The following is a 21,009-nucleotide window of genomic DNA, read 5'->3' as shown; positions in this document are numbered from 1 at the left end:
TCACCCATTTCTTTTAATCTTCAACTTTCGTACCGCACGCAGGACAAAATTTTCCCCCCGGTCTTATTTTATGTCCACATTCCGTGCAAAACCGGATGGATTTGGCAACAAGCGGTGTTCCGCAATACCGACAGAATTTAGCTCCATCTTTGTTTTCCTTCCCACAGTTACCGCAAGCAACACCTTTTTCCTGTTTTTCACTCGGTTTTACTGCGGCAGGCTGTGCTATTGTTACCGTTTGACTGTTATTCGATTGCTTTGTAGTTGTAGCTTTTACTATGTTTGCACTATTGGTATTGTTTTCTGAAGCCAGCTTCCGAGTATCTGGTTCCGTCAATCGATTAAATGCCGCTTTTAATTCTAAATCTTTACGGTTAAATTCTTTATCTAAATCACACCTCGTTTTCATACACTCATCTAAAGTTTTTTCAGATTCATCCATCGCATCTTCCGCTTGTCTAAGAATATCCGGATCGCTTACAGTACTTAGCAGAATTTTATGTGATTTAATTGCATGCTGAAGTCTTTCTATGCTTCCTTCATTTAGTCGCTCCTTAATAAGTAGTTTTTCAACTCCGCTATTTATCCAGCTTTTTCCAAATTCTGCGAGAATCACATCATTATTCGCTGCCTCTTGCAATCGCGACTCATCAACCTTAAGGATTTTCTTCAAATACAACAGAATATATTCTCTGCCTTCACTTTTTTCTTCTGACCGTCTTTCTATCTCATGTCCCAGGACTAGCTTTTCCGATGGAACCTCCGTCACACGAAAAACATACTCTTTAACCGCCTGATAATTTCTCAATCGATTAACTATCGCTTCGTAGCATTTAACAATGCTTTTCCACTCTTCACATAACTCAAGTGGTTCTCTTTGAAACCTATTATATGAATTCTGCTTTTTTTCAACCTCCGCTCGATAGTTGTCATCAACAGCATCCATAAGTCTCTTCAAGGTGCGTGCTGCTACTTCATCGCCTCTTCGTCTTGCTTTTTCATACTCCTTAAGTTCATTTTTATAGTCAGACGATGCACGTTCTGCTTTCCATTCCTTTTCACATTCTTTCAGTTCAGCTTCGTATTCTCTTCTGTCATCATCCATGCCTTTTTCGATTTCTTTTAGTGTCTTTTTCTCTTTTTCAGCCAATTCTTGGTAATGTTGAATTTGTGGCTCATATTCAGCACGAATTTTCAAATACCTACTTATATACATTTCAAAAGACGGTGCTTTCTCTAGGATCTTTCCGGCATCTTCCAGTGAATATAGCGTGTATTCCGAAAATTCCCTATTGTATAGGATTGCAACGCGATTAACTTTGTTTACACAATTTCCGCATACGGTCTGGGCAAAAGCCGTCCTTGATGATGTATCAAAAAAGCCAATTTTCTTCTTGCAAAAATAGCAAAAATCTGCCATAGCTACATGATCTCCTTTGCAGTTTGTGAGCATTTCATATCAAAAAAGACAAAATCGCTGCTCATTATTACGATTTATCTTGTTAAAATTATACGATTTATAGAATTACCTGTCAAGGCATCCACACTTAAAATCGTAAGTAGCACTACGATTTATCCAAGGAGGGCAATGACATGGAACGCGAGAAGCCGAACTTTGACATTCTGGGAAGAATTGACCGGGAGCGGTTAGCTCGTGGATGGTCTGAATACACCCTTGCCGAGAACTCTGGCCTGACGCAATCAACCTTATCAACATGGCGCAGAAGAAATCTTCAGCCCAACGTGACCTCGATTGAAAAAATTTGTCACGGCCTTGGCATCACCCTCTCACAGTTTTTTGAAGAGGACGCTGCCATTCATCATCTAACAGAGGAGCAGAAATCCCTCTTAACCACTTGGGATAGACTTTCTCCATCACAAAGAACTGCTATCTTGGATTTGATTCAAGCGTTTTTACCTGAATAATACACACATTTACAAAAAAGAAGGATGTCGAGCAACCACTGCGTCACTCGACATCCTTCTTCATTAAGTAAAGGACTTCAGAACTTTTTTCAGTGCTTCACGCTGTTCCGGGGTTATGCGACCCAGCAAATTCAAAAATTCCTCTTGTTCCTCTTTTGTAAATTCGCTATGGGGTTCTTCTTTTGCACATTTTTCATTTTTCATAACAGCTTTTCCTTTTTAAGTTTTTTCCTCGTCAGCCAACTCGGCCCGAATCTGCCGCTTGTATTTATAATAGGTATTCCGGGCAAGTCCTGTCAGTTTCATACACTCCACATCGTCCAATGTACCGCCAAAAGCCTTACAATGGATGCGGATTTTCTCTTTGGCCGCTTTGGACTTCTTGGTTTCAAATCCAGTGCCTTTCTTGCGGCCAACCTGTTTTCCATTCAGCTTTGCTGTTACAAGACCCTCACGAGTACGCTGGTGCAAATCGGCCACTTCTTTTTCAGACTGCTCAAAAGCCAACTTGATTTGCTCTTTTGCCAATGCCATCAGATATTCGTTGATACCCTTCAAAATAAAATCCACATTGGTTCCTGTCATGGCAATGCTGCCGGACAGGGCCTTTTGGTAAGTTTCGGTATCAATGTGATGCTCTTTCAAGAATACCAGCCGGATACCTTTATGATAGAGATCTTCATACAGTGAAAATCCCTCTTCTGCATTTCTGGACATTCGGGAGACGGAATCGAACACCACTGTATCTCCCTTTTTCAGGATTCGATACAACTTGCTCCATTCTGGCCGAAGGATGGAAGTTCCCGTATAGGCTTCCTGCACAATGTGAGCTGTCGGGTATTCAGCTCTGATATTGCGAACCTGACGGTCAATGCTCTGCTTTGCAGTGGAAATCCTGCAATAACCATAAGTGCTCATAGCCTTTTCTTTCCGTATCAAAAATGCCGAACGTCATTTTAGCGTCACCGATTTGCTAAGACAAATCGGCTTCATCACACTATGATTGATACTTTTCTGTACCCACGGCAATTTTAATACTTTTTCCTGCGAGCCTTAGTCATCCCTCATAAACTTCAAAAGATTATCTCCGTTGACGAACGGTTCGCACCGTTCGTCCCCTGCGATGACTTTTGAACTTTATAAGGAACGACACGGCTCGCTCTTATCAACGGTTCAGATACTGATTCATAAACTCTTCCACCGTCACGCAGGGCTTTTGATTTTTCTCTGCTCCTCCAAACGGATCATAGTTCCAGTCCGTCTCTTCATCAATGTACCGCCGTCCATCATTGGGCAGCTCCAACGGCTCTGCAAGAATAATCGTTCCCCAGTGATTGACCATGATAAATGGTGCAATCTCACAGGGAATCCCCCGGCAGTCATCATCATGCCGCACATCGTAGGCATACAGACCAGCAGGAACAGAATCCCGCTTAATGCGGACACTGGTGAACAGCGCAGGTTTGTCATAGACGGTGATTTCCTCATAGCGTTGGGTCGTTGCATCAAAAGTCACAGAAAAGCCTCCTTAAAGTGCAATCAAAAATGCACGAAATTTTTTAGCGTAATAGTTCATTTCCTGCGGCGGCAGCGAAGCCAAATTCCCTTCACCATCAGTTCCTGCAATGAAACCGGGGCCAGCAAGATAATCCGCTCCATTCCAGAGCAGCCGGTTGGGAGTCAGGTTCAGCAGCTTACCTTCATCGTTGCAGACCAAGGTGACTTCAGAGTCGGTGTCGGTCAGCGGAATGCATTCGATCAGCCCACCAACAAAGTTCTGCATGGCTTCGAGCGTGTTGTCCAGTTCGATTTCCTTTGGCAGTTCCATCGGCAGGAGAGCAAGAACTTTGATCTTTGCTTCTTTCACTTTGAAATCTCCTTATGCTACGTTCAATCTGGTGGCTTTGTAGCAGTCAGCGCACATTCCCTCATGGGTGGCTGCAAATTCTGCCGCCTGCATGATGGAGCCATCTTTCAGCTTGACCCTCTTGATGGGCTGGTTGCAGCGAGCGCAGATGCAGGGCATCGGCGGCTGTTCCTGCTTTTGGCTGGTGGGTCTCGGCTTCGGCTGCTTTTGCGGTTCTGCCTCCGGCTGTGGTGCAGCATCTTCCGGCAAATCCTCTCCGGCATAAACGTACAGGCCCAGACCAAACATAGCGAGGTTCTTTACCAAGCACCGCATGATGGCCTTATTCACATCGAACATGGATGCTGCTTCTACAGTGCGCTCTTCCATGCCGATCTTTTCACGGCGGCGGGTCTGCGGGTTGTAGTCCCATTTCGGGGTGGTATAGGTGTAAGGCACAGCTTTCATGGCTTTGTTTGCGCCATCCAGTACAGGCAGCCACATTTCGAGCGAAACGCCCTCAATCGTGACCGAGGTATACACCATGAAGCCGGTTATGGGGTCATAAACATAGGGCAGACCGTTGAATTTCTTGACCTCATAGCTGGCAGCAGGGTACAGCTTCTTCACCTCTGCCCAGGCATACGCCCAGCTTACATATTTCAGCTCCGTGTTGCCGGACTTTTTGACTTCCAGATGATCCTTGAAATCAACGGCAGATAATTTTACGAATGGATTTTCCGTAGCCATAAGATAACCTCCAAGAAAAAAGGCGGCAGAGAAGTCACTCCCTGCCGCCATATACAAAGTTTTATGCCGCATGAACGATGGTAAACCTGCGGCTGCTTACATTTTTGCTGTACTGGTTGAAAATGTCCGGCTGCTCTTTCCGCAGACGTTGGGAATCCACACGCTTACTTTCGGAGGACACCCACGATACCTTATAGCCCGGTGCTGTGCCATAGGCGGCATCCTGCATTTGCAGCTTGACTTGCTGTTCGATAGCAGTTTTCTCCTGTTCCATCTGCTCGATTTGGTCAGAAAGCTCCTGCCGCTTATCCAGAAGTCCATGCAGGGCACTCAGGTCAGCGGTCTTGTCCCGGTTGTCTACCTCATAAAGCTGGTTGATCTGCTGGGTGTCGCACTCGCAGCCGTTGGGTGCAGGGGGAATCTGGGGCACAACATGGTTCGTCCAGAAAAGTTCTTCCTTATCAATGAGATCAGAAAGCACCTGCTTATCCGTCACGATCTTGTGGATCACCAGCTCTCTGCCGAAAATCAGAGCCGCCACATACCAGCAGTCAAAACCGCTGACAGCGAGATAATGGTCAACCTGCGCCAGATAGTGAGCCGGGATTTTGCCGTTGGCCCACTTATCCGCAGAGAACGGTGAGACCGTTTTGCATTCCAGCCCTGCTTTCTGCCCAACGATCAGGCGGTCGAAATCTGCCAGAAGCAGCGGATGTTCCTCACTCTGGTAGATGGCGTTCGCTCTGCGCACCTTCAGACCGGTTGCTTCGGTAAACCGCTGCGCCACATAATTCTCCAAGTCACGACCCTGCCGCATGGCTTCGTTGTCGATATTCTCAATGGTATCGCTGATTTTATCATGGTATACCTGAAATGCAGAGCGATAGGGGTTCAGGCCAAGAATGGCACCAGCATCCGTGCCGGTAATGCCGCACTTACGGTAGCGGAGCCAATCCTCTTTGGATAAATTCAATGTAGATACAAGTCTTATCATGCAATGTTCAGCCTTTCTTTCATCTGTTCTTCTGCGATAGAGAAATCGTATTCCACCAAGTCTTTGATAATGGTGGAAAACTCATCCACCAAGGTGCGGTCATCATCCAGCCACAGGGTATACAGGAAATCCAGAATGTTCCGCTGCACCCGGAGATGGTTCCAGAAACGCTCGTCCATCTGCTTTTCGGTGTCCAGCGTAATCAAGGCACTGACGATCGTGCTTTTCATCGTGATCTCGTATGCCGTGGTGCAAGTAGGCTTTGGAAAGTTGATTTCGATGCGGTCAAGGAACTCAGAAAATTCCCGGACAGCCCGGTTGCTCACATCGTTCATACGTCCTCCTTTATGCTGCTGCCAGCACCATTTTGTAGGCTTTATCAATCATGGGATTGCCCTCTGCGGTGCGCAGGAACAGGTTTTCGTTGTAGTTACGAGTTCTACGGATGGGGTCTGCATGGGTGGCAAAATCCGAAACAGCATTCACGAACCGCCAGCCGTTCTTTCCAACCCAAGAGAGGTCAGGCGCATTGTAATAGCGGGCTTTCAGATCTTCCTGTAAGCGCAGATTGTTCTTCCGCTGGCCATCGGTCAGGTCTTCGGTGACAGGGAAGAACTCGTTGATGAACTCCTGTACCTTGCGGTCAGACAGCTTGATGTTGGTCAGGTCATAGATACCCTTGCCAAGATCTGCCATATAGCTATTGGCAAGTTGCAAAGTTTCACGGGCATCCTGCACCCGGAGCAAAACATTTTCGGTGTGCTTTGCTGTCCAGATGCGCTTTGCAGAGTCAAGGGCAAGGTTCAAAGTGTTCTGGCAGACGACTCGAACCGGGGTCATGGCGACCTTGACACCAGAGCTGCCATCGTGACTATTGAAAAATACAAGATATGGGGTCACTTCGTCTCCGGCGATGATGTATTTCTCCGGCAGCTTTGCCAGCATCCAGACTTTCTTGCCACCCTGCAAAGAACCGGCAGTTTCATAAGTAACGCCCTCACCCAGCAGGTCATCGGTAAACTGAAATGCTTCTTCGTTCTGCACAATGCGGTAGCGGTCAGACACCACACCCAGAACAGCATCATCCGTGCTGCGGACATTGGCACGATAGCCGGGGATCATAGCACCCGTGCCGGAATAGATGTTGCGGCTTTCCACCTGCCAATCCAGACCAGCCAGCTCCAAGGCTTCACGGCTTGCAGGGGCATCCATCACGATGCGGCCAAGGCCATGCCAAGGGGTCTCACGGACAGAGAACATGGTTTCAACATTTGCAGACATAACTACTACCTCCTGAAATTTTAATGTGATTACTTGTTTTCGAGTTTATGGGCGGTCCAAATAATGAGTATTACGGCAGTTTTCCCGATTGCTTTTGCACCCTTCATCAGAATCTTTACCATAACATCAGCCATTGTTTTTCCTCCATTTTCAAGTAAAAAGTAAAGACCTGTGGACAGAATCAAACTGCTCACAGGTCTCTCTACAAAGATAATATATAACTGTAATTTTTTCAGATACGCTTCGTCTTGTGTCGGGTGTGTCAAATGTGTCAGGTTTTTATGAAACTCTCTATATATTCTTTATTTTTATCCCCTTCCTCTCTATTTTTCTTAGATATGCGATAGGGTAAAAATATAAAATATAATAAAGGTTTCTCGAAAATTCTGACACATCCGGCACAGCTGACACAGTGTTTTACGTTCAAGTCCTTGTGCGGATACCCACGGCTACTGTGAGGTCATGCCACTCATTTTTACGAATCCCCTGATTTCGGGAAGCCTTAAAAGCCTTTGCTTCTTCAAATGAAATCGTAAAACGAGCCATCTCCATAAAGCCATCCAACGTACAAGTGGCACTATTTCCACTCTGCACTTCTGTCAGTTGGAAATCAAGCACCCAGCGATACTCCTCGTTCGTCAGCGGCGTGATCTGCGCCACACAGCTATTGACAAGCTCCCGGTCAACATCATTCCTCGATGCTTTCTGCCACTCATCCAACTTCTGCGCAATCAAACTCATGTCAAGAGTTCCACTTCGCTCATCCTCCTGTTCCACATTCTCATATTGAGACTGCAATTCTGCAATCTGCGCATCCAGCCCCTTTCGCCGTTCTGCCAATTCCTGTTTTGTGATGATTCCGTCTGCACACAGGTCTATGTACTTATCCAGACGCTCCCTCTGTCTGGCGATGCTGTTTTCCAGCATCGCCTTTCTGGAAATGCGAACAGTCTTTTCTTCTGCCATGCAGCGGTTCAAAATTTTATAGACCTCTTTGACCGTTTTGCCTTTGTCAAAGGTGAGATGTTCAAACACCTTTGCTGCCATCAAGTCCAACTTCCACTCACAGATTGCCTTGATTTGGCAACTAATTCCCAAGTCCAAGCCATGTTCCTGCAAGTAGCTGATGCTTGGCCTACGGGTACGGCGGTAACACTGAAATCCATGAACCACTGCACCATCCCGATTTACACGCCACTTGAACTGGATAAATCCTGCGCCACAGCTGCACCGCAGTTTTGCTGTCCAGACTGACTTTGGCGTATTTCTCATGTACTTGTGCTTTTTTCCATTTTCATCTATTACCCGTGCTGATTTCGATGCCAAAATTTGCTGACATCTATCCCACATTTCTTCTGATACTAAAGGTTCAAAGTCGCCTTTCACATAGATGTAGCTGCTCTCGTCCAGATTTTTAACACGTTTCTGCGTCAAATATCCGTCGCTATGGGATTTATTGTAGCAAATACACCCCTTATAGGTTGCATTATGTAGGACTCTGCTCACTTTGGAAGCGTCCCACGAAACATGGCCGCCTGCATCCAATCGGCCAAGGCGGTATAATTCGTTTACGATTTTAACCAACCCATTTTCCCCGGTAGAATACATTTGGAAAATCAGTCTTACCGTTTCAGCTTGGTCAGGGTCAGGAACATAGGTTCCGTTCTCCCTGCGGTATCCTAAGATGTTTCCGCTGCCATATAAAACGTGCTTCTCCCGGCTGATTTTCTGCCCAGCCTTCACGCGCTCTGAAATTTTGCGACTCTCATCTTGTGCCATAGAAGACATGATCGTCAGCCGAAGTTCGCCATCGTTGGTCGCCGTGTTGATACCATCGTTGATGAAAAATACGTCCACCCCACGTGCTTTCAACTCCCGTGTGTAGGACAGCGTATCAACTGTATTTCGTGCAAAGCGACTCACTTCGCGAGTAATGATTATGTCAAATTTGCCCTTCTGAGCATCTTCCATCATGCGCAAAAACTCTGGCCGCTTCTGTGCTTGTGTTCCGGTGATGCCTTGGTCTACGTAGACCTCCACGATTTCCCAGTCCGAATGCCGGGAACATTCGATTTTATACCACTCCAACTGATTTTCTAGTGCGTTGATTTGCGCTTCATGTTCGGTTGAAACACGAGCGTACACGGCTACTCTCATAAAATTTAACCTCCACTGTCTCTGACTCTTTTCTGCGGCAAAAAGAAAGGCTCTGGCAGAATCCCCTCCACCAGAGCCTTTCTCTGTTGTTTACGAAGCCTTAGCAGGCGGTTCCTCCTCCTGCTCACGCTTCATCCGAAGGAAGTTCTGATAGGTGGGCAGGTTGATTACCCCTGCTGCAAAGAGAGCTTCCACCAGACAATAGGCCATCGCCTTTTCGTCAATTTCCAGCATTGTGATACCTCCCTTGGTTATCGTTAATGGTGCTTAGAGTCAGAGGTATAACGTATCATCGAAGAATCAGAAGTTACGGACGGAGCTTGATTCCTTGGAAAGCAGATACCGGATTCTTTCGGACAATCATATCCTCTCCTGTACACCGGGAACGAGTATGCTTCAGCCCCATTTGGGTAAGTCCTTTTGTGAACACCGTTTGGCTACACGCCCATATATCCTTCTCCTTGCAGTAGTCAAAGTAGGCATTATACAGGTCTTCTGTAGCAGTCACCGCTTTCGGCTCGCTCATATCACAGCTTTCCTGTACAAATTTTCCTACGGTCTTCGCAATAGAGTCTCTGACAATGCACTTTGCGTCGTCCACCTGCGGAATTTCTGGGAACTTGTAGTTAAGCTTCACCAGTTTTCGTGCATAATGCAGGGACTTGGTAACAATGGCATCTCGCTCATCCCAGATTTTATCCTCCAAGTAAGGGTCCTGCTGGTCATCCGGGATGGATTCATTGAAAGGAAGAAACACAATCCGTTTTTGAAGAGCATCGTCCTCACCGTCAATACAAAGTGGATAATTTCCGGCAAAGACAAACTTAATTCGCCTTGTTAATGTTACTGGGCTGAGATATTTGCGTTGCACCGTAATAGAGTCTCCGCCTGTAATCTGTTTAAGCCGTGAAGCTACTTCTGCATTGAGCTTCGCATTTGGCATATCCAACTCAAGATTGATTACCGCATTAAGGAAAGACATTGATGAAAACGTTCCTTTCATTTCTTGAAGTCGCAGATTACCGACACTTTCCTTCGGATATAACCGTTGGATAAAGTTACCCAGTACGCTCTTGCCGCTGTCTCTGGCATAACCCATAACAATGAAGAACTTGCCTCGTGCCGGATAAATCATCAGGTATCCAATCGCCATCCAAAAACGCTCCTCCAGTTGAGGATTTCCATGCGTAATCTGCTTTAAGAAGCTATTGAATACCGGACATTCTGCCGATTCATCGTAGCTCGCCTTGATATAGGTAAAAATCAACCGTCTTGGGTCATGCGGCTTCAGCTCTTTCTTCATCAGATCATAGACGCCATTTTCTAAAGGTGCATGGATAGATTGGTTCTCTGGCTCACTACGTTCCAATTCCGGATCAGTGGTGCAACACTGATACAAGTCTTTGTACGCATATAGACTCGGCTCGTTGTTAAGGTCATAGTCCACGTATTTTCGGTAGAGTTTTATCAGCTTCTCAAGGCCGATTGCTTCATAGTAGTAACCGTTGTAATAGTACAACACATCTCCACAGACAACGATGGGAACATATTTTTTGAGCTTTTGAACCATCTCCACAATCGATCGCCGTTTTGAGGTTTTCAGCCCAGCTGATTTTGTCGATTGGGCATCGGCGTGTTTTCTCGTTGTGTTTAATGTGTCCTCATTTTTCGGAGACTCTATAGCGGCTGCATTAGAATCTTCAAACGGATTAGGAGTCCACTTTTCGCTGTCCGTGCTTGTTGTCTTGTATCGTTCAGCATCTCGTCTTGCCTTGATTTTGTTGCGTATCGCCTCCTTTGCAGAAAAAGTGGTCTGTTGTTCAACTCGCTCTCCCATTGCACAAAGCTCGTCAAGCGATGGAATGGCTTCCTCGCTCTTCAAGCTCCCCTCTCGTAATTCGCCAGCTTCGTCCTTGATTTTTAGAGCAAGCTTCCGCTGCTTCTCCTCTTGCTTCCGACGAAATTCATTCTTTCTGTTACCGTTCAGATTATTCATGGTTCGTACCCTCCGAAGTAGCATTCTGGAAATACATCTGGTCAATCAGCTTTTCAATAGGATTCCGATTAAGGTTTCCAGAGAGGAGATAATCCATTCTGGTCAAGCCCTCATTCTTTCCATCTCCGACCCAGAGATACCCCATCTCTTCATCGCAAGCGTGTACCATCAGCTCGTAAAAGCCATCCAGTTCAAACTCGTCTGAGCTGTCAATCACAATAGGCGATTCCATTTGTCCTCGAACAAAAACGCTCCCAGAGATTTGGCCAGATTTTGAAGTTTTTGCGCTGAACTGAAGCGGAAAACTGCTTGTTCCTTCATCACTTTTCCAGCTGCATCTTACAAACGGTTCTCCGTTCTTTTTGATAATCACCTGAATTTCATTGAGCGGATAAGCTTCCTTGTTTTCGCGGACAACAGGTGCATATTTTTCCGACATTACGGCAATGCCGGCATAGTTGTCCTTGCCTTTAAAAACTTTATTCAGCCTGTCGATGTGTTCATCCAGCATTTCCTGTTGGTCCCGGCTCAGCTCTCGAATCTCGTTTTCGCAATTCTTCTGTGTCATAGCAAAATACCTCGTAAATCAATTATTTTTTGTGCTTCGAAGTAACCACTTCGTTTGCAATAGTAGTTTACCATGACCCTATTCTGTCTCCCAGGCCGTTCAAAGCTCTTTTTCGTAAATTTCGGGCGCATTTCATTCACAGTTTATTCATATTTCAAGAGTCAAATTATATAAAAATACGTTGAGGCCGAGAAAGTCAGGAGTTTCCATCTTTCTCGGCCTCAACGTATTTTAGAGTATCTTTAGTCTTCTACTTTCTTTCCTTCTTTTCTGCACTTTGCCTCATAAAATTTATTAGCACAATTTTCAAGCTCTTCATGGCACTTTGATAAACTTTCCAGTACGTCCTGATAAAGCGTTTGATACACCCATTCCGAATGCGGATAATTTTTCTCAAAGTAATAAAGTTCATCTCCAAGCCACCAAATTATCGGCCAGCCCTCAAATTTTTGACTATCTTCTATCTCACTTTTAGGTTCTTCCTTTATGTCTGGATAAAGTTCCCTTATTCTATTTTCCACAAGCTTTGGACTAATTTTATTCTCCTTTAACGAGTTTAATCCCCGAACTAGAAGCTCCCTATAATAATCTTCTGCCGTTTTTGTCTTATCTCTGGATTCACTAATTTTTATTACCAGCTCATTCTTTTTGCCTTCTATCTTTTCAATGGCTTTTGCAAGCGTTTTGGCGTTTGTGTGCAAAAGCCAATTAAAGAAAACTATATTTTTTAATGTAAGTTGCGTATTCATTCCGATTTTAATTTGGCTTTTGCATTTTGCTTTTCCGCAAAAAATTATATTTAGATGACTTATTACTTTTCTTCTTATTTTTCTTGCTCCATTCACCTCATCTTCATCATTTAAGATTTCCCCTTCTTTTCGTGCACCCATTATAGCCTTTACGAACATCTCTTCTGTAACTTCACTTTTTGTTTCATCAAGGACTATATCTCGTTCTAATGCCCAATATTTCATGCTATATTGCCCAAAACTAATAGTCCCCTTCACCTTTTCTGCATAGTTATAATCATCACGTAGTTGATAATACGGATTACTCATAATTTCTTCAAGCGGATCAATTTCTCTTTTCTTCATACTTTTTCTCCTCTTAAAACCAAAACCCTCCCCGGCAAAACCATTCAGTTTCACCGGGGAGGGTTTATCATACGTTTATCTTCCCATGTTTTGCACGATTAGTGCATCTTCATGCAACAATCTTACTTTCTGGGATTTTTGATAGCAGCCTGAGCGGCAGCCAGACGTGCGATAGGCACACGGAAGGGAGAGCAGCTGACATAGTCCAGACCGACATTGTGGCAGAACTCCACGCTCGTGGGGTCGCCGCCGTGCTCGCCGCAGATGCCCAGACCCAGATCAGGACGGGTCTCGCGGCCGTCGTGGGCAGCCATCTTGACCAGCTTGCCAACGCCGATCTGATCCAGATGCTGGAACGGATCGCTCTCGTAGATCTTGTTCTCGTAGTATGCGCCCAGGAACTTGGCGGCATCATCACGGCTGAAGCCGAAGGTCATCTGGGTTAGGTCGTTGGTGCCGAAGCTGAAGAACTCGGCTTCCTTGGCGATCTCGCCGGCAGTCAGGGCTGCACGGGGGATCTCGATCATGGTACCGACCTGATACTTCATCTCAACGCCAGCAGCAGCAATCAGTTCGTCAGCAACCTTGACCACAACGTCCTTGACGAACTTCAGCTCCTTGACCTCGCCGACCAGCGGGATCATGATGTGCGGGGTGATCACATGGCCGGTCTCAGCAGAGACGTTCAGAGCAGCCTTGATCACAGCGCGGGTCTGCATCGCAGCGATCTCAGGGTAGGTAACAGCCAGACGGCAGCCACGGTGACCCATCATGGGGTTGAACTCGTGCAGAGAAGTAACCACGTTCTTCAGGTCATCGAAGGTCATGCCCATATCGGCAGCCAGCTCCTTGATGTCCTCGTCCTTGGTGGGCAGGAACTCGTGCAGAGGCGGATCCAGATAACGAATGGTCATCGGGCGCTCACCCATGATGCGGTACATGGCCTCGAAGTCACCCTGCTGGAACGGCTCGACCTTGGCCAGAGCAGCTTCGCGCTCTTCCACGGTACGTGCGCAGATCATCTCACGCACAGCCTTGATGCGATCCTCTGCGAAGAACATGTGCTCGGTACGGCACAGGCCGATGCCCTCAGCACCCAGATCCACTGCCTGCTGTGCGTCGCGCGGGTTATCAGCGTTGGTCATGACCAGCAGCTGACGAGCAGCGTCTGCCCAGCCCATGAAGCGGTTGAAGTTCTTATTGCCGGTAGCGGCCACGGTAGCGACCTGCTCGCCGTAGATGTTGCCGGTGGAACCATCGATGGAGATCCAGTCGCCCTCGGCGAACTTGTGGCCATTGATCTCGAAGGTCTTTGCTTCCTCGTCGATCTTGACATCGTTGTCATTGCCGCAGCCGGAGACACAGCAGGTGCCCATACCACGGGCAACAACGGCTGCGTGGCTGGTCATGCCGCCGCGGACGGTCAGGATGCCCTGAGAGACCTGCATGCCCACGATATCCTCGGGGCTGGTCTCCAGACGGACCAGAACGACCTTCTTCATCTTGCCGGACTTGACCATCTCCTCTGCCTCTTCAGCAGTAAAGACGATCTGGCCGCAGGCAGAACCGGGAGAAGCTGCCAGACCCTTGCCGACGACCTCGGCGGCCTTCAGGGCAGCGGCATCGAACTGGGGATGCAGCAGGGTATCCAGCTGCTTGGGCTCCACGCGCAGGACAGCTTCCTGCTCGGTGATCATGCCCTCGTCCACCAGATCACATGCGATCTGCAGAGCAGCCTGAGCGGTACGCTTGCCGTTACGGGTCTGCAGCATGTACAGATGGCCGTCCTCGATGGTGAACTCCATATCCTGCATATCGCGGAAGTAGTTCTCCAGACGGGTCGCGATCTCAACGAACTGATCGTACACCTCAGGCATCTGATCCTTCAGGTGGCTGATGGGAGAAGGAGTGCGCACGCCGGCCACAACGTCCTCGCCCTGTGCATTGATCAGGTACTCGCCCATCAGCTTCTTAGCGCCGGTGGCGGGGTCACGGGTGAATGCAACGCCGGTGCCGGAGCGGTCGCCAGAGTTGCCGAATGCCATCTGCTGAACGTTGACTGCGGTGCCCCACTCGTAGGGGATCTCGTTCATCTTACGATAGACATTTGCACGGGGGTTGTCCCAGCTGCGGAAGACGGCCTTGACAGCCTCGATCAGCTGATCACGGGGATCCTGCGGGAAGGGACGGCCTTCGTTCTCCTCGTAGATCTTCTTGAAGGTGCCGACCAGTTCCTTCAGGTCGTCAGCAGTCAGGTCCACGTCGTTCTTGACACCCTTGGCTTCCTTCATCTTGTCGATCTCGACCTCGAACAGGCTCTTCGGGACCATCATAACGACGTCCGCGAACATCTGCACAAAGCGACGGTAGCAGTCGTATGCAAAACGGGCGTTGCCGGTCTTCTTTGCCAGACCTTCAACAGCCTCGTCGTTCAGGCCCAGGTTCAGGATGGTGTCCATCATGCCGGGCATGGACTGACGTGCGCCGGAACGGACGGAGACCAGCAGGGGGTTCTGGTTATCGCCGAACTTCTTGCCGGTGATCTGCTCCAGACCCTTCAGATGCTCAAAGATATCAGCAGTGATCTCGTCATTGATCTGACGGCCGTCTGCATAATACTGGGTGCAGGCGTCGGTGGTGATAGTGAAACCCTGCGGCACCGGCATACCGGCTGCAGTCATTTCTGCCAGACCGGCGCCCTTGCCGCCCAGAGTGTTCTTCATGGTGACTTTGTCGCCGCCGAAAGCATCATTGCCTTCGCTGAAGTAGTACAGATACTTTTTGCTCATGCGTTGTTTACCTCCCATTTTTGACTGCGGAGCATCCGCGCCGCAGCCTCATCGCTTGCCTTGTCTCATTTGATCGATGAACATTGTTTTGTGAATGCTAAATTATTATACCAGAAAATCCATCCGTTTCCACCGTGCAAAACACCGAATTTGTTTGATATTTTTTATGCAAATCACTTGAATTTTGCCGAGTTTTCCGGTAATATAAAATGGGAAAAAGTTCGAGAGGTTTTTCGTTTTCTGACGCGGATTATCCGTCTGTTGGATACAACTTTCCATCCCTGTAATTTCAGCTTTTTCTTTTTTGTCGGCACAAAGCTTCTGTTGTATCCATCTTTGGATATGGATGCATCATTTTTCCGGGTCAGGCCTTATCATCCGCCCGCCGGGAGCCGCCGTGCCGGAAGGGAGATCTATCGTATGGAAAATTCTGTTTCTTCTGCTGCGCTGAATGCAGCGCGTGAGCAGCTGGATGCCGCCGAAGCCGCCCGCGTGGTCATTCTGCTGCAGCACATCGCAAACGGCGTGATCATCGACAGCCGCACCGTGCAGATTGCACCGGACGTGGTCATCGCCCCGGGTGCCGTCATTCTGGCCGGTACCATCCTGCGCGGCAGGACGGTCATCGGTGCGGGCTGCATCATCGGCCCCAACACCCTCATCGAGGACAGCATCGTAGACGAGGGCAGCACCGTCAACGCCAGTCAGGTGTACAGCAGCCACATCGGTCCTCACAACAACATCGGCCCCTTCACCCATGTGCGGGTGAACACCGTCACCGACTACGGCGTGCATCTGGGTGCCTATGTAGAGACCAAGAACTCCAACTTTGCCCGTGGCAACACGGTGAGCCACCTGACCTACATCGGCGACAGCGATGTGGGCAAGTACTGCAACTTCGGCTGCGGCACCGTCACCTGCAACTACGACGGCAAGGATAAGTTCCGCACTACGATCGGCGATTACTGCTTCATCGGCTGCAACACGAACCTTGTAGCCCCCGTGAAGGTGGGCGATGGTGCCTACACCGCCGCCGGCAGCACCATCACCAAGGACGTGCCCGCACAGGCACTGGGCATCGCCCGGGAGCGCCAGACCAATCTGGACGGCTGGGCAGAGCCCAAGATGGAAGCCTACATTGCCAAAAAAAAGAAGCTGGAAGACGAGCAGAGCAAATAAGCTGTCCGTTTTTCGCGTACAGACCGCTGCACAGGATGGCCCTGCGCGGCGGTTTTTGTTTGCAGGTGCATCTTTTTCGCTTATAATGTATATCTTTTTGCACGCGCGTATGTTATACTTAGGACTTGCATCGGACAATTTATCACAAAAAGGAAAATATAACACTCATGAATACAAATGACATCTGGCTGATCGCCGGTCTTGGCAACCCGGAAACAAAATACGACGGCACCCGCCACAATGCGGGCTATGCCGCGCTGGACTATCTGGCCGACAAGTGGGGCATTTCGGTCAGCAAAACCAAATTTGAAGGCCTGTGGGGTCAGGGCGAAGTGGACGGCCACAAGGTGGTGCTGCTCAAGCCCCTGACCTACATGAATCTCTCCGGCGACTCCATCGCCCCCACGGCGGGCTTTTTCAAGATCCCTGCCGACCACGTCATCGTTCTGTGCGACGATATCACCCAGAACCCCGGCAAACTGCGCATCCGGCCCTCCGGCTCCGCAGGCGGACATAACGGCCTGAAGAGCATTATCGCCCGCTTGGGCGGGGAGAACTTCCCCCGCATCCGCATCGGCGTGGGTGCCAAGCCCCACCCGGACTACGACCTTGCCGCGTGGGTGCTGGGCAAGTTCCCGGCAGAGGATGCCAAGGCTCTGAGCGGCCGCTACCCTGATCTGGAAGCCGCCGCAAAGCTCATCATGGACGGCAAGCTGAGTCTGGCACAGAGCAAGTATAACGGGTAAGAGCACCCTCGGTTCCCGCAGGAAACCAGCGTGGCAGCTGCCGTTTGCCTTTACGACCCTACCCGTGAAAAAGCAATTCAGGAAAATCCGCAGATTTTCCTGAATTGCAAAATATAAATCATTTTTCCGCTGAAAATATCCAGAGCGCAAGCGGAGGATATTCAAAATCGTTATTCTCCCGCATTCTGACAGGAAAGGAGGTTTTTTCATGTACGAAGCCTTGCTCAAGGCCACACCGGAATATCAGAAGATCGCGGCCAGCTTTGCACAGCCTGGTCCTGCCGCGCTGTTCGGTCTGCCGCCCGCAGGCCGTGCCCTGCTGTACGCCGCCTTGCAGAAAGACCTTGGCCGGGTGCTGTGCATCGTGACCCCCGGCGAGGCCGAGGCCACCCACTTTGCGGACGACCTCAAGGCGTTGGGCCTTTCTGCCGCCGTGTTCCCGCCCCGGGACTTTATGCTGCGCCCAGTGGAGGGCGCGGGCCGCGAGTACGAGTACCGCCGCCTTTCGGTGCTGGGCTCCCTTGCAGGCGGGCGGCTGAACGCGGTCTGCGTGCCCGCCGAAGCGCTGTTGCAGTACACCGTGCCCCGGGATGAATTTTTAAAGAACACTCTTACCCTCAAACCCGGCATGGTGTACAACCGCGAAGGTCTTGTGGCCCGGCTGTTCGCCGCCGGGTATGTGCGGCGCAGTCAGGTGGACGGCCCGGGACAGTTCAGTGTGCGCGGCGATATCGTGGATATCTATGCGCCGGATATGCGCCAGCCTGCCCGCGTGGAGTACTGGGACGACGAGATCGATTCCATTTCCTCCTTCGACCTGCTCACCCAGCGGCGGGACAGCGCACTGGAAAAGATCTATCTTTCCCCTGCCCGCGAGGTGCTGTTCGGCGATACCGCCGAGACTGCCGAGGCCCTGCGTGCCGCCATCAAAAAGGCACGCGGCCGGCACCGCACCGCACTGGAAAAGGCCACGGAAGCCGACCTTGCCCAACTGGACTCCGGCCTGATGCCGGAAGCCATGGATAAATATTACGGCCTGCGTTACCCAGAACCGGCCACCCTGCTGGATCATCTGGACACACCGCTGTTCATTCTGGACGAGGTGGGCGGCATCCGGGATGCCCAGAAGGCCACCGAGTTCCGTCGCAGCGAAGAGCTGACCGGCCTGTTGGAAGAGGGTGTGCTCTGCCCCGGGCTGGATGTACTCTACCAGACCATGGACGACCTTGCCGCTGCCGCCCAGAAGCAGAGCACCCTGCTGTGCGAGAACTTCCTGCGCGGCATGAACGAATTTAAGCTGAAAGACCTCATCAACGCCGAGGCCTTTGCCGCCCCCAACTGGAACGGCGACCTTGTCTCCCTGCGAGAAGACCTTGACCCGCTCATTGCGCAGGGCTATGCCGTCACCCTGTTTTCCGGAACGCCCAAGGGTGCCGCCGCCCTCACCCGCGACCTTGCCGACAAGGGCTACTCCGTGAGCATGAGCCGGGATGTGCGGCCCACAAAAGGCATCGTACAGGTGCTGCCGGGCCATCTGACCGCCGGGTGCACCTTTCCGTTTGCCCATGCGGCAGTGCTGTCCAGCCGCAGGCACGGTCTGGAGGAAGAAACCTCCGCCGAGACCAAAAAGCGCAAAAAGAACAAGAACGCCCTTTCCAGCCTTTCGGACATCAAGCCCGGGGATTACGTGGTGCACCAGAGCCACGGCATTGGCATGTATGCGGGCATCCAGCGGCTGGAAGTGCAGGGTGCCACGAAAGATTACCTGAAGGTGCAGTACTCCGGCTCGGATGTGCTGTATGTTCCGGTGACCCAGCTGGACCTGCTGAGCCGCTACACCGCCCCCGGCGACGAGGAAAAGGTAAAGCTGGCAAAGCTGGGCGGTGCCGAGTGGCAGCGTACCCGCGCCAGGGTAAAAAAAGCCACCGAGGAGATGGCGCAGGAACTGATCGAGCTCTACGCCCGCCGCCGTCAGGCCACGGGCTACGCCTTCCCGCCGGACGGCGACTGGCAGCGGGACTTTGAGACCCGCTTTGACTACGACGAGACCGACGACCAGCTGAACGCCACTGCCGAGATCAAGCAGGACATGGAAAAGGGCTGGCCCATGGACCGCCTGCTGTGCGGCGACGTGGGCGTGGGCAAGACCGAAGTGGCCCTGCGCGCCGCCTTCAAGTGCGTGATGGGCGGCAAGCAGTGCGCCATCCTTGCCCCCACCACCCTGCTGGCGTGGCAGCACTACAACACCATCCTCTCCCGCATGGAAGCTTTTCCCGTGAAGGTGGAGATGATGTCCCGCTTCCGCACCGCAAAGCAGCAGAAGGAGACCCTCCGGGGCCTGCAGTCGGGCAGTGTGGATATCGTGGTGGGCACCCACCGGCTGCTGTCCAAGGACGTGAAGTTCCATGACCTCGGCCTTGTCATCATCGATGAGGAGCAGCGCTTCGGCGTCAAGCACAAGGAAAAGCTCAAGGAGAACTTCATCGGGGTGGACATGCTCACCCTGTCGGCCACTCCCATCCCCCGCACATTGAACATGGCCATGAGCGGCATCCGGGACCTTTCCACCATCGAACAGCCGCCCATCGAGCGGCAGCCCGTGGAGACCTTTGTGCTGGAATACAACGACGTCATCCTTGCCGAAGCCATGAAGAAGGAGCTTGCCCGGGGCGGGCAGGTGTACTACCTGCACAACCGGGTGGACAACATCGAAGCCTGCGCCGCCCATGTGAGCAAACTGGTGCCCGGCGCACGCATCGGCATTGCCCACGGCAAGATGACCGAGGAGGAGCTGAACCCCGTGTGGCAGCATCTGCTGAACGGCGAGATCGATATTCTGGTGTGCACCACCCTCATCGAGACCGGCATTGACGTGCGCAACTGCAACACCCTCATCATCGAGGATGCCGACCGCATGGGCCTTGCCCAGCTGTACCAGATAAGAGGCCGGGTGGGCCGCTCCGGCCGCAAGGCCTATGCCTACTTCACCTTCCGGCGGGACAAGACCCTGACCGATATCGCCCAGAAGCGGCTCTCCGCTATCCGGGAGTTCACGGCCTTCGGCTCCGGCTTCCGCATCGCCATGCGGGACCTGCAAATCCGCGGTGCGGGCAGTCTTCTGGGCCACAGTCAGCACGGCCACATGGAGGCCGTGGGCTACGACCTCTATGTGAAGATGCTGGGGCAGGCCATCGCCCGGGCCAAGGGCGAACCTGTCCGGCGGGACAAGAGTGAATGCCTTGTGGACCTGCGGGTGGATGCCTTCATCCCGGAGAAATATATCGCAGACGGCCCGGGCCGCATTGAAGCTTACAAGCGCATTGCCGCCATCCAGACGGCAGAGGATGCCGCCGATGTGCTGGACGAGCTCATCGACCGCTACGGAGACCCGCCGCCCTCGGTGAGCGATCTGGTCAACGTGTCGCTGGTACGCGTGCAGGCCAGCACTGTGGGCGTGACCGAAGTGACCCAGAAAAAGGACACCCTCACCCTGCAGCTGGAAAGTCTGGAGCTGCCCATGATCCGGGGCCTGCTGGTGGCCTTCAATGGCCGCGTCACCGCCGGTGCAGGCAACCGGCCCTATCTCTTGGTCACGCTTCAGCCCGACGAAAAGCCGCTGGAGCTGCTGCAAAGCATCCTCAAGGCGATGGCAGAGATCCTTGCCTCCGCCGAGTAAAAATAAA

19 protein-coding genes are annotated in these 21,009 nt (G+C 50.8%); 4 read left to right on the top strand and 15 right to left on the bottom strand.

Going from position 1 to position 21,009, the window contains the following annotated elements; genetic code table 11:
• Positions 1-13: 13 nt before the first annotated feature.
• The gene (locus DWV57_RS11875; RefSeq protein ID WP_165853698.1) at positions 14-1,420 is read right to left on the bottom strand and encodes a zinc ribbon domain-containing protein; all 1,407 of its coding nucleotides are present in this window, start codon (positions 1,418-1,420) and stop codon (positions 14-16) included.
• Between the two features lie 173 nt (positions 1,421-1,593).
• Between DWV57_RS11875 and DWV57_RS11870 the strand changes: the two genes are divergently transcribed.
• Complete coding sequence (locus tag DWV57_RS11870) at positions 1,594-1,926, top strand: helix-turn-helix domain-containing protein (RefSeq protein WP_015537449.1); 333 nt, start codon at positions 1,594-1,596, stop codon at positions 1,924-1,926.
• Between the two features lie 63 nt (positions 1,927-1,989).
• Here DWV57_RS11870 and DWV57_RS14580 read toward each other — a convergent pair whose 3' ends face one another.
• The 14 genes from DWV57_RS14580 to ppdK form a co-directional block, all read right to left on the bottom strand.
• The gene (locus DWV57_RS14580) at positions 1,990-2,130 is read right to left on the bottom strand and encodes a hypothetical protein (RefSeq protein ID WP_165853697.1); all 141 of its coding nucleotides are present in this window, start codon (positions 2,128-2,130) and stop codon (positions 1,990-1,992) included.
• 15 nt (positions 2,131-2,145) lie between these two features.
• Positions 2,146-2,844, bottom strand: coding sequence for a recombinase family protein (locus DWV57_RS11865; protein WP_120020891.1), 699 nt, complete (start codon positions 2,842-2,844; stop codon positions 2,146-2,148).
• Positions 2,845-3,091: 247 nt separating this feature from the next.
• Positions 3,092-3,442, bottom strand: a complete 351-nt coding sequence (locus tag DWV57_RS11860; RefSeq protein ID WP_120020890.1) for an LPD28 domain-containing protein — start codon at positions 3,440-3,442, stop codon at positions 3,092-3,094.
• 12 nt (positions 3,443-3,454) lie between these two features.
• Positions 3,455-3,793 carry a DUF3846 domain-containing protein gene (locus DWV57_RS11855; protein WP_117948871.1) on the bottom strand — a complete coding sequence of 113 codons (339 nt, stop codon included), beginning with the start codon at positions 3,791-3,793 and terminating at the stop codon, positions 3,455-3,457.
• Positions 3,794-3,805: 12 nt separating this feature from the next.
• Positions 3,806-4,522, bottom strand: coding sequence for a DUF1071 domain-containing protein (locus DWV57_RS11850; RefSeq protein WP_120020889.1), 717 nt, complete (start codon positions 4,520-4,522; stop codon positions 3,806-3,808).
• Between the two features lie 61 nt (positions 4,523-4,583).
• A complete protein-coding gene (locus DWV57_RS11845; RefSeq protein WP_243112357.1) occupies positions 4,584-5,495 on the bottom strand; it encodes a lambda-exonuclease family protein in 912 nt (303 codons plus the stop codon).
• Between the two features lie 17 nt (positions 5,496-5,512).
• A complete protein-coding gene (locus tag DWV57_RS11840; RefSeq protein WP_120020886.1) occupies positions 5,513-5,851 on the bottom strand; it encodes a DUF3848 domain-containing protein in 339 nt (112 codons plus the stop codon).
• A gap of 10 nt (positions 5,852-5,861) precedes the next feature.
• Positions 5,862-6,797 carry a DUF932 domain-containing protein gene (locus tag DWV57_RS11835; protein WP_120020885.1) on the bottom strand — a complete coding sequence of 312 codons (936 nt, stop codon included), beginning with the start codon at positions 6,795-6,797 and terminating at the stop codon, positions 5,862-5,864.
• A gap of 423 nt (positions 6,798-7,220) precedes the next feature.
• Positions 7,221-8,954: a recombinase family protein gene (locus DWV57_RS11830; RefSeq protein ID WP_120020884.1), complete on the bottom strand. Its 1,734-nt coding sequence runs from the start codon at positions 8,952-8,954 to the stop codon at positions 7,221-7,223.
• 90 nt (positions 8,955-9,044) lie between these two features.
• The gene (locus DWV57_RS14575) at positions 9,045-9,188 is read right to left on the bottom strand and encodes a hypothetical protein (RefSeq protein WP_015537439.1); all 144 of its coding nucleotides are present in this window, start codon (positions 9,186-9,188) and stop codon (positions 9,045-9,047) included.
• 73 nt (positions 9,189-9,261) lie between these two features.
• Positions 9,262-10,950, bottom strand: a complete 1,689-nt coding sequence (locus tag DWV57_RS11825) for a phage/plasmid primase, P4 family (RefSeq protein ID WP_165853696.1) — start codon at positions 10,948-10,950, stop codon at positions 9,262-9,264.
• Positions 10,943-11,518 (bottom strand): hypothetical protein, encoded by a 576-nt coding sequence (locus tag DWV57_RS11820; protein WP_120020882.1) that lies wholly within the window; start codon positions 11,516-11,518, stop codon positions 10,943-10,945. Before DWV57_RS11820 ends, DWV57_RS11825 begins: the two co-directional genes overlap by 8 nt.
• A gap of 242 nt (positions 11,519-11,760) precedes the next feature.
• Positions 11,761-12,612: a hypothetical protein gene (locus DWV57_RS11815; RefSeq protein ID WP_120020881.1), complete on the bottom strand. Its 852-nt coding sequence runs from the start codon at positions 12,610-12,612 to the stop codon at positions 11,761-11,763.
• Positions 12,613-12,734: 122 nt separating this feature from the next.
• On the bottom strand, positions 12,735-15,401 hold the full coding sequence (gene ppdK / locus DWV57_RS11810; protein WP_120020880.1) for a pyruvate, phosphate dikinase: 2,667 nt from the start codon (positions 15,399-15,401) through the stop codon (positions 12,735-12,737).
• A gap of 420 nt (positions 15,402-15,821) precedes the next feature.
• Between ppdK and DWV57_RS11800 the strand changes: the two genes are divergently transcribed.
• The 3 genes from DWV57_RS11800 to mfd all read left to right on the top strand — a co-directional run bounded on the left by DWV57_RS11800 (position 15,822) and on the right by mfd (position 21,002).
• Positions 15,822-16,580 (top strand): DapH/DapD/GlmU-related protein, encoded by a 759-nt coding sequence (locus tag DWV57_RS11800; RefSeq protein WP_120020879.1) that lies wholly within the window; start codon positions 15,822-15,824, stop codon positions 16,578-16,580.
• Between the two features lie 167 nt (positions 16,581-16,747).
• Positions 16,748-17,326, top strand: a complete 579-nt coding sequence (gene pth, locus DWV57_RS11795; RefSeq protein WP_097774427.1) for an aminoacyl-tRNA hydrolase — start codon at positions 16,748-16,750, stop codon at positions 17,324-17,326.
• Between the two features lie 208 nt (positions 17,327-17,534).
• Positions 17,535-21,002 carry a transcription-repair coupling factor gene (mfd, locus tag DWV57_RS11790; protein WP_120020878.1) on the top strand — a complete coding sequence of 1,156 codons (3,468 nt, stop codon included), beginning with the start codon at positions 17,535-17,537 and terminating at the stop codon, positions 21,000-21,002.
• The last annotated feature ends 7 nt before the right edge of the window (positions 21,003-21,009 follow it).

This window comes from Faecalibacterium sp. AF10-46 (assembly GCF_003604105.1).
Classification (GTDB): domain Bacteria; phylum Bacillota; class Clostridia; order Oscillospirales; family Ruminococcaceae; genus Faecalibacterium; species Faecalibacterium taiwanense.
This window is presented reverse-complemented; position numbering and strand designations above follow the sequence as displayed.

Coding starts and splice junctions, on each gene's coding strand:
- DWV57_RS11800 (WP_120020879.1), top strand. CDS start 15,822: ATGGAAAATTCTGTTTCTTCTGCTGCGCTGAATGCAGCGCGTGAGCAG.
- ppdK (WP_120020880.1), bottom strand. CDS start 15,401: ATGAGCAAAAAGTATCTGTACTACTTCAGCGAAGGCAATGATGCTTTC.
- DWV57_RS11850 (WP_120020889.1), bottom strand. CDS start 4,522: ATGGCTACGGAAAATCCATTCGTAAAATTATCTGCCGTTGATTTCAAG.
- DWV57_RS11815 (WP_120020881.1), bottom strand. CDS start 12,612: ATGAAGAAAAGAGAAATTGATCCGCTTGAAGAAATTATGAGTAATCCG.
- DWV57_RS11820 (WP_120020882.1), bottom strand. CDS start 11,518: ATGACACAGAAGAATTGCGAAAACGAGATTCGAGAGCTGAGCCGGGAC.
- DWV57_RS11870 (WP_015537449.1), top strand. CDS start 1,594: ATGGAACGCGAGAAGCCGAACTTTGACATTCTGGGAAGAATTGACCGG.
- DWV57_RS14580 (WP_165853697.1), bottom strand. CDS start 2,130: ATGAAAAATGAAAAATGTGCAAAAGAAGAACCCCATAGCGAATTTACA.
- DWV57_RS11825 (WP_165853696.1), bottom strand. CDS start 10,950: ATGAATAATCTGAACGGTAACAGAAAGAATGAATTTCGTCGGAAGCAA.
- DWV57_RS14575 (WP_015537439.1), bottom strand. CDS start 9,188: ATGCTGGAAATTGACGAAAAGGCGATGGCCTATTGTCTGGTGGAAGCT.
- pth (WP_097774427.1), top strand. CDS start 16,748: ATGAATACAAATGACATCTGGCTGATCGCCGGTCTTGGCAACCCGGAA.
- DWV57_RS11840 (WP_120020886.1), bottom strand. CDS start 5,851: ATGAACGATGTGAGCAACCGGGCTGTCCGGGAATTTTCTGAGTTCCTT.
- DWV57_RS11875 (WP_165853698.1), bottom strand. CDS start 1,420: ATGGCAGATTTTTGCTATTTTTGCAAGAAGAAAATTGGCTTTTTTGAT.
- mfd (WP_120020878.1), top strand. CDS start 17,535: ATGTACGAAGCCTTGCTCAAGGCCACACCGGAATATCAGAAGATCGCG.
- DWV57_RS11830 (WP_120020884.1), bottom strand. CDS start 8,954: ATGAGAGTAGCCGTGTACGCTCGTGTTTCAACCGAACATGAAGCGCAA.
- DWV57_RS11835 (WP_120020885.1), bottom strand. CDS start 6,797: ATGTCTGCAAATGTTGAAACCATGTTCTCTGTCCGTGAGACCCCTTGG.
- DWV57_RS11865 (WP_120020891.1), bottom strand. CDS start 2,844: ATGAGCACTTATGGTTATTGCAGGATTTCCACTGCAAAGCAGAGCATT.